12 protein-coding genes are annotated in these 12,154 nt (G+C 55.6%); 7 read left to right on the top strand and 5 right to left on the bottom strand.

Going from position 1 to position 12,154, the window contains the following annotated elements; all coding sequences use genetic code 11:
- Nucleotides 1-41: 41 nt before the first annotated feature.
- The 4 genes from uspG to dcuC all read right to left on the bottom strand — a co-directional run bounded on the left by uspG (nt 42) and on the right by dcuC (nt 3,466).
- Nucleotides 42-470 carry a universal stress protein UspG gene (uspG, locus tag N7922_RS17650; RefSeq protein WP_061494420.1) on the bottom strand — a complete coding sequence of 143 codons (429 nt, stop codon included), beginning with the start codon at nt 468-470 and terminating at the stop codon, nt 42-44.
- A 149-nt stretch (nt 471-619) separates the two neighbouring features.
- Nucleotides 620-1,030, bottom strand: a complete 411-nt coding sequence (gene rnk, locus N7922_RS17645) for a nucleoside diphosphate kinase regulator (protein WP_263097543.1) — start codon at nt 1,028-1,030, stop codon at nt 620-622.
- Between the two features lie 164 nt (nt 1,031-1,194).
- Nucleotides 1,195-1,998 (bottom strand): ribonuclease I, encoded by an 804-nt coding sequence (rna, locus tag N7922_RS17640; RefSeq protein ID WP_411554148.1) that lies wholly within the window; start codon nt 1,996-1,998, stop codon nt 1,195-1,197.
- 94 nt (nt 1,999-2,092) lie between these two features.
- Nucleotides 2,093-3,466, bottom strand: coding sequence for an anaerobic C4-dicarboxylate transporter DcuC (dcuC, locus tag N7922_RS17635; RefSeq protein WP_263100939.1), 1,374 nt, complete (start codon nt 3,464-3,466; stop codon nt 2,093-2,095).
- A gap of 348 nt (nt 3,467-3,814) precedes the next feature.
- Here dcuC and N7922_RS17630 point away from each other — a divergent pair, with 348 nt between their 5' ends.
- From N7922_RS17630 to cspE, 7 genes are all read left to right on the top strand, one after another.
- Complete coding sequence (locus tag N7922_RS17630; protein WP_263097542.1) at nt 3,815-4,222, top strand: DUF2946 domain-containing protein; 408 nt, start codon at nt 3,815-3,817, stop codon at nt 4,220-4,222.
- A 55-nt stretch (nt 4,223-4,277) separates the two neighbouring features.
- Entirely contained in the window at nt 4,278-4,646 is a 369-nt protein-coding gene (locus tag N7922_RS17625) for a copper-binding protein (RefSeq protein ID WP_263097541.1), read from the top strand.
- A gap of 12 nt (nt 4,647-4,658) precedes the next feature.
- Nucleotides 4,659-5,912, top strand: a complete 1,254-nt coding sequence (locus tag N7922_RS17620) for a TolC family protein (RefSeq protein ID WP_263097540.1) — start codon at nt 4,659-4,661, stop codon at nt 5,910-5,912.
- Complete coding sequence (locus N7922_RS17615; protein ID WP_263097539.1) at nt 5,912-7,366, top strand: efflux RND transporter periplasmic adaptor subunit; 1,455 nt, start codon at nt 5,912-5,914, stop codon at nt 7,364-7,366. Before N7922_RS17620 ends, N7922_RS17615 begins: the two co-directional genes overlap by 1 nt.
- Nucleotides 7,363-10,482, top strand: a complete 3,120-nt coding sequence (locus N7922_RS17610; RefSeq protein ID WP_263097538.1) for an efflux RND transporter permease subunit — start codon at nt 7,363-7,365, stop codon at nt 10,480-10,482. The genes N7922_RS17615 and N7922_RS17610 overlap by 4 nt, the downstream gene beginning before the upstream one ends.
- Nucleotides 10,483-10,644: 162 nt before the next feature.
- Nucleotides 10,645-11,214: a lipid IV(A) palmitoyltransferase PagP gene (pagP, locus tag N7922_RS17605; protein ID WP_263097537.1), complete on the top strand. Its 570-nt coding sequence runs from the start codon at nt 10,645-10,647 to the stop codon at nt 11,212-11,214.
- 203 nt (nt 11,215-11,417) lie between these two features.
- Nucleotides 11,418-11,627 carry a transcription antiterminator/RNA stability regulator CspE gene (gene cspE / locus N7922_RS17600; protein WP_007373839.1) on the top strand — a complete coding sequence of 70 codons (210 nt, stop codon included), beginning with the start codon at nt 11,418-11,420 and terminating at the stop codon, nt 11,625-11,627.
- A 58-nt stretch (nt 11,628-11,685) separates the two neighbouring features.
- Here the strand turns inward: cspE and crcB are convergent, their stop codons facing one another.
- A complete protein-coding gene (gene crcB / locus N7922_RS17595) occupies nt 11,686-12,069 on the bottom strand; it encodes a fluoride efflux transporter CrcB (protein ID WP_263097536.1) in 384 nt (127 codons plus the stop codon).
- Nucleotides 12,070-12,154 lie beyond the last annotated feature (85 nt).

The following is a 12,154-nucleotide window of genomic DNA, read 5'->3' as shown; positions in this document are numbered from 1 at the left end:
CTCTTTTTTTATGCCCGCAGGTGGCTTACGCCTGACCGGGTCTACCTGACGACCAGCACCGGGATATGCGCGTGACGCACAATATTGGCGGCGTTGGAGCCGAGCAGGTGAGTGGAGATGGACGGATTGCGCGAGGCAATTACCACCATATCGGCATGCAGTTCTTCAGCTAACTCATTCAGCACATCGCGCACGTTACCAAAACGAACATGGGTATGAATACGTGAGGAGTCGATATTAAAGTGCGTGATCATGGTGCTGAGGCGCGTTTGCGCTTCGTGTTGCAGATGTTCTTCAAAACGGCGTAAATCGGCGGCGAAGCGGTGCAGACTCAGGCTGGCGGAGGCGGGTAATACATGCAGCAAATGAATAACGCCTTCGCTCTGAGCGAGAAATTCAGCGTGACGCACGGCTTTGTCGCTTAACTCCATTTCGAAAACATCGACCGGCATAATGATTGTCTGATACATAAACGCTTCTCCCTGTAGGTTATGTCCATCTGATTGAAGCATAAAGGGCAGAAATATTTTGTTGCCTGGCTGGCAAATATAAAAATGGGTGGGAAAAGGGCGGAAAGAGGATGCGGGCGCATCCTCTGCAAAACAAAGCAGCGGCGTGATCAGAGCATAAAATCGCCAGCGGCTTCGGGCTGGTAAAGGAGCTCCAGCACTTCGAGATCGGCTGTGGCGCCGCCGGGTAATGCCCAGTGAATACTGTCGCCAACCCGTAAGCCCAACAGCGCCGCGCCGACCGGGGCCAGTACCGACAATTGGCTGGCGCTGTCGGTCATTTGCGCCGGGTAGACCAGCGTGCGGACACGCTCTTCGCCGCTTTTCAGCTCGCGAAATTTCACCCGACTGTTCATCGTCACCACGTCGTGCGGCATGGCTTCCGGCGCGCACATTTGTGCACGATCCAGTTCTTCATTCAGCGCATCCGCGACCGGCAGGCTGGCGTGAGCCGGTTGCTCAAGCAGTCGGTCGAGGCGCTCGGCGTCTCGCTCATTAATGATAATGGCAGGTCTGGACATCTGTTACTCCTGTTACTCCATGTCGTTTAAGCGGCAGCGCCGCCTGATTGATCCAAAGAAAAACCCTCGCCGACGGGCAGCGAGGGTTTGTCTACAAGGGATGATACTGACAGCGTAGCAAACTGTGAAGTGACACGGCGCACATTTGCCGGAATTGAGCCGGATCAGTAACCCACCTTGTCGATGACAAACTGAGTGCCACAGTTGCCAGGATGCGGCTGTGCGAGCAGCGAGGTTGCCGATAATGGCGCGTTGATGGCATCCGCTTTGATGGCAATCTGCATTTCTGTTAGCCACGCCGGGTTGCCGCTACAGGTCAGTTTTACCGCTTTCACACCCTGCTCGCCGTAAGCCTTGGCAACCGCGCTATCGAACGCCGCGCGGGTCACCGTTTTGCCGTAGTTGTCCGCCAGGAAAGTACCAAGGGCGCTCTGTTTGATTTCGGTATTCATGCGGACCATTGCGCCGAAATAATCATCCGGATCGAAGCCAAAGCAGACGCCATGTTTGGCGTATTCGTAGCGCTCGAGGCAGGAGTTGCCGCCTGCGCCTGGCATCACGTCATTCAGCTTATTGGCCATTTCAAGGGAGAGGCCGGTTTCGGCAGCGGCGCATTTCCGGCTGGCTTTGGCCTCCGGCATATTGGGAATCGGGCGGGTGGCGCACCCGTAGCGCATCCAGCGGTTTTCATCGACCCCGCGCGCGGCAATGGATTTCGGTAAACCGGGCCACAGACCATGAACCGTCAGAAAATCCACTTTATGCGGCAGCTCTTTTTGCAGGCGGCATTCGTCGGGCTCGTTGCGCCCATTAACATGCTGGCTCTGGCAAAAACCGGTTTGCCACGAAAGTGCCAGTACATAGCGGTCATAATCCCCATACTGTTTGGGCTGAAGCGGCGCGGCGTGGGCACATGAGAACAGTACCCCGGTAGCGCAAAGGCTGACGGCGAGTCCCTGTCTGAACATTTCAATTCCTGATGAATGTGTTTGGATGATTACAGGAAATAATTAAAGCATAAAAAAAGCGCCAGGCTGGCGCTTTTTCATCCGTCAGAAGGCCTTAATGCACTGCAACGCCCGGCACCAGGATCTCGGTTGCGATAATCACCACAATCAGCCCGACAGCCACCGGCACCGAGGTGCGTTTTACCACTTCAAACGGTGAGATATTGGCCATGCCTGCGACCGCCACCACAACGCCGGATACCGGTGAGATGGTACGACCCAGGTTTGACGCTTGCAGCATCGGAATGGACAGATACGCCGGGTTAATGCCGGACTCATGCGCCAGTTTCGGGATCATCTCGACAAAGGCGTAAAACGGCGCGTTACCGGAGCCGGTAGTCATTGCAGCCAGCATGGTGAGGGTCACCAGCACCAGCATCAAAATAATGCTTGCCGAGCCGAAGGAAGTGGCAATAGAGATCAGGCTCTGAATAAAGCCGATGGTGCTCAGCCCCTGGGCAAAGACGCCCGCTGCCACCAGCAGCATGACGACACCGGCAAACGCATCCGCCATGCCGCGATACGCCACTTCCAGGCCGGAGAAGACTTTCTGCGTGTTGAAGCCGCGTACGAATTCCAGCACCGCCGCCAGCAACATGCAGATCACCAGAATAGTGATGATGTGCAGCTCAGGCCCCCATTTACCGTCGAAAATCAGCACGCCGATAATCGGCGTAAACGGCAGGATGGCATAGAACATCGGCGCACTGGTGGTGATATCTTTCACATCCAGCATTTCAGTGACGATGTGCTCTTTCTTGTCCAGGTAACGTTGCCAGAAGAAGTGCGCGATCGCCATGGCGATAATTGCGGCAATGGAGATCGGCAGCGTAGTTTTAAAGGCAAAATCCACCAGCGGCATTTCCGCTGCTTTGGCCGCCAGCACCACGTCGCCGGAGGTTGGCGAGAGAATAATTGCCGCCGGAGAGGCGCAAATTGCCGCTGCCGCGCCGCGACTGATCCCGACGTTCACCATCACCGGGAACAGCGTCGCCATAAGCAGTACGCCAAGACCGGTTGCTGACGACACCGCCAGCGACATCAGGCAGGCGACGAAGTAGGCGGCAATCATCAGTAAATAAGGGGAGTTGATAAAACGCAGCGGGCGGGAGGCCAGCTTCACCACCATATCGTTCGCGCCGATATGCGTCATATAGGCGGCAAACCCGCACAGCATCATGATCATCATGCCGAGATCGCCACCGCGACTCATCAGCAGGATTTTCACGTATTCCACAATATCGGTGGCGCTGTAACCCGTGCTGGTCGCACTGCCGGGCAATATTTTATGGCCCATTAACGCACTGACGATTAATAACGCCAGACCGCCGACGAACAGCACGCCGGTGGCGGAATACCCTTTGATGATGTAGCGCGCGACGCCGACAATCACCACCACGCCGATCAGCAGTTCAATGAGTGTAGAAATCATGTTATTGGCCCCGGAAGTTGACCTGAAAAGATAAGTAAGTAAAAAAACAGGAGTCGCAATGTGCCGAATAACATCTTTTCTGTAGATGATTAAAATCAACAAAGCGACGCTTTGAGCGGAATATCGCGTGAAATTACTATTCAGCCGAAAAATAAAAAGCAGCGATAAATAATCGGCAAGAACGATAGTAGCGAATTTGTTTATTTAATGATAATGCCTGGTTAATGATTTTACTGTTATCTGCGGCAATAACCTGCCCGACGTAAATTTGTTAAAAAAATCTTTAAAAATAAAAACCGTCCTGCTTATACTCGCCGTTAATTCCCGTTTACCTTCAGGTAGTGTATGCACGCTGGCTGGCTATACCGACTGCGCTTTATTAAGCGGCATCTGCTGATGCTGCTGATGGCGTTTGGTTGGTTACTGATCCAAAGTCAGGTGGCGATTGCGTCCCACGATTGTGATGTCAGCGTGCAGGGTGAAACGGTGATGGTCCAGCATATGGGCCATATGATGATGGCGGACAGCGCGCCGCAAATGAACGCCATGAAAACGCCGCTGTGCGAAAAACATTGTGTTCCGGACCTGGCGCAGAAAGACACGCCGCATCAACCGCTGGTGGCGCTGCCGTCAACGCTCGCCCTTGCGGTGGTTAAACCCGTTTGTACCGACGTTTCCCGCGAGGGATGGTCATTAACCCCGCCTGCCGCAGGCCCGCCGGCAACGATCCGTTTTTGCCGGTATCGGGAGTAGATAACTGTTAATCCATTGAATTTTTAATAAGTTTATGATTAACAGGAGTCTTATTATGCGTTCTCATGTACTTTGTGCGCTGACTGGCGTACTGCTGTTCTCTTTCACCGCCGCTCAGGCGCAAACCACCCACGACATGCAAGGCATGCAACACGACATGCAGGGCATGCACGATATGTCGCAGCACCAGGCTATGCAGTCCCAGGTCTACCAAAGCCAGGGCGTGGTCAAAAAGGTCTCTGCGCAATCTGTTTCTATCGCCCATACCGCCATTCCTGCCCTTAACTGGCCGCCAATGACCATGCAGTTTGCACGCCCTCAGGGGAGTGCATTGCCTGCTGTGAAGCCTGGCGATAAGGTCAGTTTTACCTTCGTCCAGCATGACGATGGTTACCAGCTCGTTTCATTGACGCCACAAGCGTAACCGGAGGCAACAATGAAACGATGCACACTGAGCCTGCGGCTCGGTGCGGTCGCGCTCGGATTAGTGTGCTCCGCCGTACAGGCGGGGTCACTGACGCTGACGCAGACACTCGCCGCTGCCGAACGTTACTCCGCCGAACTGTCCGCCAATCGTAACGAAGCGCAAGCGCTGGATGCGATGGCGGATTCCGCCCGTCAGTTGCCGGATCCGAAGCTGAAATTCGGTATCGAAAACGTACCGGTGCAGGGCAACAACGACCGCCGTTTGACCCGTGAAGGCATGACCATGCAGCGGGTTGGCATCATGCAGCAATACATCAGCGCGGAAAAACGTGACCGCAAGGCCGATACGCTGTTGGCTGAAGCGCAAAGTGTGAGCGCCAAATCTGCCGTGGTGCGCGCCACGTTACAGCGCGATACCGCACAGGCATGGCTTGATCTGGCGCTCTCAGAGAAAGCCGTGCAAACCGCCCGCAAACTGCTGGAGGAGACCGAGCGACAGCAGGGGGCGCAGCGCGCCAGCGTTGGGGCAGGCAGCGCCGCACCGGACAGCGTACTGGCCTTGCGGATTGGGCTTAGCGCCATGCGTGACAAAGTCACCCTTGCCGAGCGGGATGTGCAACTGGCGCAAACCCGTCTGATGCAACTCACCGGGCAAAGCGTGACCGATATTGCCGGTGAACTCCCCCGTTACCAGCGCCTGCCCGCCGATGAAAAAACGCTTGAGCAGGGCATCGCACAACATCCTGATGTGGTGGCCGCCGCCAGCGCCGCTAACAGTGCCAAAGCCCGTTCTGCGGAGTCGGCGATTGCCGCCATTCCGGATGTGGAAGTGGAAGTGTGGTATGGCCGACGCGCCGAAGGCTATGAAGATATGGCCGGGGTGATGTTTACCGTCGATCTGCCGTTGTTCCAGTCACGCCGCCAGGACAAAGACCACGCGGCGGATGTCTCCCGCACGATGCAGGCTAACGATCAACTGGCGCTTGCCGGGCGTGAGCACATGGCGCAACTGCACTCGCTGATTGCCGAATATAACGCGGCGCAAACCTTATGGATGCGCCAGCGCGATGAAGTGCTACCGCTGGTGCGCCAACGCGCCACGCTATTGGCGGCGCAATACCGATCCGGGCAGAGCGCGCTGCCGGAACTGCTGGATGCGCGGCGTAATGTGCTCGACAGCGAACTGGCCGCAAACCAGGCCGAAAAAGAGATGGCGCGGACGTGGGCCGCGATCCGCTGGTTGATCCCGCAGGAGTTGATGTGATGAAAAAGAGCATAGTTGCCGTTGTGATTGCCGCCGGCGTGGCTGCGGGTATTGGGTATGTGACCGGGCGGCAACATACCGCGCCTGCCACTTCAACGGAAGCGGCCCCCGCGCGTAAAGTGTTGTACTGGTACGATCCGATGATGCCGGATCAACGTTTTGATAAGCCGGGTAAATCCCCATTTATGGATATGCCGCTGGTGCCGCGTTATGCCGATGACGCACCCGCTGCTGGCGGGGTGAGCGTCAGCGCGCAGCAACAGCAGAATCTGGGCATGACTACCGGGCGCGTGGAACAACGCGTGCTGGCCAGCGCGTTTTCCGCGTTTGCCACCGTGACCACCGATGAGCGCAGCATTCAGAGCGTGCCGTCACCGGCGGCCGGGGTGGTGGAAAAACTCTTTGTCCGTGCGCCGCAACAGTGGGTGAAAAAAGGCCAACCGCTGGCGCAGTTATGGATCCCACAATGGACTACCGCTCAGCAGGAGTATCTGGCTGTTCGCCAGTTGGGTGATGGTGAACTGACCCGCGCGGCCCGTGAACGACTGGCATTGCAGTTTATGCCGGAGGCGATCATTCGGGCTGTCGAACGCAGTGGTAAACCGGAAACGCGGTTGACGCTGCGCGCTGACAAAGACGGGTATGTGGTCAAGCTGGATTCGCGCGAAGGCGCGCAGGTGGCTGCCACGCAAAGTCTGTTCGAGCTGGCGAGCCTCGATCCGGTGTGGCTGGTGGTGGATTACCCGCCAACCCAGGCACAAGCGCTGGCGACGGGCAGCGAGATTGTGGCGACCTCGGCGAGCTGGCCGGGTGAGCAATTTCACGGTCGCGTCAGCGAACTGTTGCCGCAACTGGAGACCACTACCCGAACGCTGAAAGCCCGTATCGTGCTGGACAATCCCCAACAAAAACTGAAACCCGGTATGTTTCTGACCGTCACCACTGCGGCGTCCGCGCAGCAGCCTGCGGTGTTGGCTATTCCGGAAGAGGCGTTGATTGAAACCGGCGCTGCCAGCCGGGTATTGCTGGCTACCGGCGACGGTCATTTCCGGGCGGTAAATGTCACCACCGGGCGCACCGCGCAGGGCTGGACGGAAGTGTTGTCTGGCCTTAACGCGGGTGACAGCGTGGTGACCTCCGGTCAGTTCCTGATTGACTCTGAAGCGAACCTGCGCAGCGCGTTACCGGAACAACAAGCCACACAGACTGCGAAGAAAAACGTGCAGCAGTACGACGCTACCGGCGTGGTGAAAGCCATTGATGCGGGCAGCATCACGCTGTCGCACCAGCCCATTCCGGCACTGAACTGGGGGGCGATGACCATGGACTTTGTTGTGAAACAACCTGATCCGGCGATTAAAGTCGGGGATACGGTGATGTTTAGTTTCACGCTGGATGACGAGGAAGGTGCGGTGATCACCCACCTGATGCCGATGCGGGAGGCAATGAAATGATTGCTGCCATTATTCGCGCCTCGTTGCGAAACCGCTTGTTGATCCTGCTGGCTGCCGTGGTGCTGACCGGCTGGGGATTATGGTCGGTTCAGCGTGCACCGCTGGATGCGCTGCCGGATCTGTCGGATGTGCAGGTCATTATTCGCGCCAGCTACCCGGGGAAAGCGCCGCAAATTATCGAAGATCAGGTCACTTATCCGTTAACCACCGCCATGTTATCCGTGCCGGGGGCGAAAACCGTGCGCGGTTATTCAATGTTTGGCGATGCATATGTCTATGTTTTGTTTGAAGACGATACCGATCTCTACTGGGCGCGATCGCGGGTCCTGGAAAACCTGAGCCAGATCCAGTCATCGCTGCCAGCGGGGGTGAACGTGGGGCTGGGACCGGACGCAACCGGTGTGGGGTGGGTCTACGAATACGCGTTGGTGGATCGCAGTGGGAAACACAACCTTGCGGATCTGCGTGCGTTGCAGGACTGGACGCTGAAATTTGAGCTGAAGACGGTGCCGAATGTGGCGGAGGTCGCCAGCGTTGGCGGGATGGTGCGCCAGTATCAGATAGTGCCGGACCCGGCGCGCATGCGGGCGCTTAACATTACGCACGAGCAGATTGTGAATGCCGTGCAGGCGGCGAACCAGGAGAGCGGCGGTGCATTGCTGGAGATGGGCGAAGCGGAATTTATGGTGCGCACCACGGGCTATCTGCGCCAGTTGGCGGATTTTCGCCAGATAGTGATTGCCAGCCGCGATGGCGTGCCAGTGATGTTATCTGATGTGGCCACGGTACGCCTTGGGCCTGAGCTGCGCCGTGGCGTGGCGGAGTATAACGGCGAAGGGGAGGTCGCGGGCGGTATCATTGTGATGCGTTACGGCAAAAACGCGCTGGACACCATTCATGCCGTGAAAGCAAAGCTCAGCGAGATACAGAAAACATTACCTGCGGGTGTTGAGATCGTTCCGGTGTATGACCGCTCGACGCTGATTGAGCATGCCGTTGAGACGCTGACCCATAAGTTGATTGAGGAGTTCATCGTTGTCGCGCTGGTTTGTACGCTGTTTCTGTTTCACTTTCGCTCTGCGCTGGTGGCGATTGTCTCTTTGCCATTAGGGATCCTCGGCGCGTTTATTGTCATGCACTATCAGGGGATTAACGCCAATATCATGTCGCTGGGGGGGATTGCCATCGCCATCGGCGCGATGGTGGATGCCGCCATCGTGATGATAGAGAACATGCATAAAGTGATGGAGCAGTGGCGGCACGATAACCCCGGACAGCAGCCAACGGGGGCGGATTACTGGCGCTTCTCGGAAAGAGCGGCGGTTGAAGTGGGACCTGCGCTGTTTTGCAGTCTGTTGATCATTACCTTGTCGTTTATCCCGGTTTTTTCGCTGGAGGCGCAGGAAGGGCGGATGTTTTCACCGCTGGCCTTTACCAAAACCTGGGCGATGGCGGTGGCGGCAGGTCTCGGGATAACACTGGTGCCGGTGCTGATGGGGCTGTTTATTCGCGGTAAGATCCCTGATGAGAAAGCCAACCCGATTAACCGTTTTCTGATCCGCATTTATGAACCGCTGTTGGATCGCGTACTGGCCTGGCCGAAGGCGACGCTGGGGCTGGCGCTCTTGTTGCTGCTGGCAACGCTGTGGCCGCTCAGTCGATTGGGCAGCGAGTTTATGCCGCCGCTCAACGAAGGCGATCTCCTGTATATGCCGTCGACGCTACCGGGCATTTCGGCCCGCGAAGCCGGGCGTTTGTTACAGCAAACCGACCGGCTCATTAAAAGCGTACCGGAAGTGGAAAGCGTGTTTGGCAAAGCCGGACGCGCCGAGAGCGCGACCGATCCCGCGCCGCTAACGATGCTGGAAACCACCATCCATTTTAAACCTCGCGACCAGTGGCGTGCCGGTATGACGCCGGAAAAACTGGTGGCGGAACTGGATAAAACCGTCAATGTGCCGGGGATCGCTAACGTTTGGGTTCCGCCCATTCGTAACCGACTGGACATGCTGGCGACGGGGATCAAAAGCCCGGTGGGCATAAAGGTGAACGGTAATAATATTACCGATATCGAGCGTGTGGCGCAGCAAATCGAACAGGTGGTGAAAACCGTGCCGGGCGTAACGTCCGCGCTGGCAGAGCGCCTGGCGGGTGGTCGCTATGTCGATATCACGATTAACCGCCTGCAGGCGGCGCGCTATGGGGTTTCGGTCAAAGAGCTGCAATCGCTGGTTTCCACGCTGGTGGGCGGCGAAAACATTGGCGAAGTCCTGCAAGGGCGCGAACGTTATCCAATCAATGTGCGCTACCCGCGAGAACTGCGCGATAATGTTGATGATCTGCGGAATTTGCCGGTGATCACCGAAAATGGCAGCCAGATTGCGCTTGGTGAACTGGCTGATGTTGTCGTGAAAGAAGGTCCGCCGATGCTGAAAAGCGAAAACGCGCGGCTTTCCAACTGGATCTACGTTGATTTACGTGGACGGGATTTAAAATCAGCGGTTGATGAGATGCAGCAGCGGGTGGCGCAGCAGGTGCAGTTACCGCAGGGCGTCACGCTCTCCTGGTCGGGACAATTTGAATATCTTGAGCGCGCCACGGCAAAACTGAAAATTGTCTTGCCGGTAACGCTAATGATTATCTTTGTGCTGTTATTTATTACCTTTAAACGGGTTTCCGATGCCCTGTTAATAATGGGGACATTACCCTTCTCGTTGATTGGCGGTGTCTGGTTACTGTGGCTGCTGGGCTATAATTTGTCCGTTGCCGGGGCGGTTGGGTTTATTGCGCTTGCTGGTGTGGCGGCCGAGTTCGGCGTTATTATGGTGCTCTATCTCAATCATGCTCTGGAGAAATACCAGCGACCTGATCCTGATGAGGGAAATAAGGTGTTGATGCGCGCCATCCACGAAGGGGCGGTGCTGCGCGTACGTCCGAAAGTGATGACGGTAGCGACCATTATGGCGGGGTTACTGCCTATCATGTGGGGCGGGGGCAGCGGTTCCGAGGTGATGAGCCGCATTGCGGCACCAATGATTGGCGGCATGGTAACGGCGCCGTTGTTGTCGATGTTTGTTATTCCGGCCATTTATTTACTGCTGCACCGTCAGCGCTGAGTCAATTTTGCGCTCCGTATTCGGGGCGCATCTAATTGTATTAGTGGAAAAATCATATTGTGGCCGAAAAACAATGCCGCTGCGTTTTCAGAATTAATCTGATTTCGTTAAGAGAATATTCAGATACCCTGTCCGAGAATATACGTCGATTCGTAACATGGAATGAATACGGTGTTTGTAAATAAGAAAATTTTGTGGATTTTATTCTCTTTATTTTGTCAGCTTTCGGTGGTTCCCACACACGCAGCAGAAAACAGCTGGTTTTCTGATTTTACTGACAATGTGAAGCAAACCTGGCAGCAGCCTGAGCATTACGACTTGTATGTGCCGGCCATCACCTGGCATGCGCGTTTTGCCTATGACAAGGAAAAAACTGACCGCTATAACGAGCGTCCCTGGGGCGCGGGGTTTGGTCAGTCTCGCTGGGATGAAAACGGTAACTGGCACGGTCTGTATCTGATGGCGTTTAAAGACTCCTTCAACAAATGGGAGCCGATTGGCGGTTACGGTTGGGAGAAAACCTGGCGCCCGCTGGCGGACGATAATTTCCGCCTGGGATTGGGGTACACGGCAGGTTTTACCGCGCGTGATAACTGGCACTACATCCCGATCCCGGTGCTGCTGCCGCTGGCGTCGATTGGCTACGGTCCGGCGACGTTCCAGATGACCTATATCCCCGGCACATACAACAACGGTAACGTTTACTTCGCCTGGATGCGTTTTCAGTTCTGACGGCAGTAAAGGGGGTAAAAGCGGGTTGACGCGGTGCGCAATTTTTATACAGCGCGCGAAATGCGGCATAAACCCGCTACCGAAAAAAAGTTCGCGACATTTATCACTTTTTAGTGAATAACGACTGGACAAAAGTCGCTACAATTGTTGTACTGATACCCGACACAGCATTTGTGTCGTTTTTTCATGTAAAGGTAATTTTGATGTCTAAGATTAAAGGTAACGTTAAGTGGTTTAATGAATCCAAAGGATTCGGTTTCATTACTCCGGAAGATGGCAGCAAAGACGTGTTCGTACACTTCTCTGCAATCCAGAGCAATGGTTTCAAAACTCTGGCTGAAGGTCAGCGCGTTGAGTTTGAAATCACTAACGGTGCCAAAGGCCCATCTGCTGCAAACGTAATGCCTGTCTAATTGAGCTACGTTTAGCAAGAATCCCAAAACCCGCCTCACGGCGGGTTTTTTTATCCCTTCAGTTTGCATTCGCCGCGGAAAACAGCCAGAACGCCAGCGCTGTCATCGCAAATGATCCCAACAGGTTCACCGCCACGTTAACGAGGGCCCAGCCAGTGCGCCCATCCTGCAACAGAAACACCACTTCCGCCGAAAATGTGGAAAAGGTGGTCAGCCCGCCGCAAAAACCGGTGGTCAGCAAGACTTTCCACAGCGGATCGATATGCGTCATGCGGTTGAACCACGCCAGCCCCATGCCAATGATAAATGCGCCAAGCAGGTTGGCCGTCAGCGTACCGAGAGGGATAATTTGATGCGTTGGGTTAAGCTTCATACTCAACATCCAGCGCGCCACGCTGCCTGTACCCCCGCCGATAAATACCGCTAAAAGAAGTTGTAACACGGTGAAATCCTGCCATTTGATTTGTTAGAGTGGATGAGTGTAGCGCCGCCGCCATTTTCTGGCTATCGCGGTGAAGCGAGAGGAT

The organism is Kosakonia sp. ML.JS2a, assembly GCF_025642095.1.
GTDB lineage: Bacteria > Pseudomonadota > Gammaproteobacteria > Enterobacterales > Enterobacteriaceae.
This window is presented reverse-complemented; position numbering and strand designations above follow the sequence as displayed.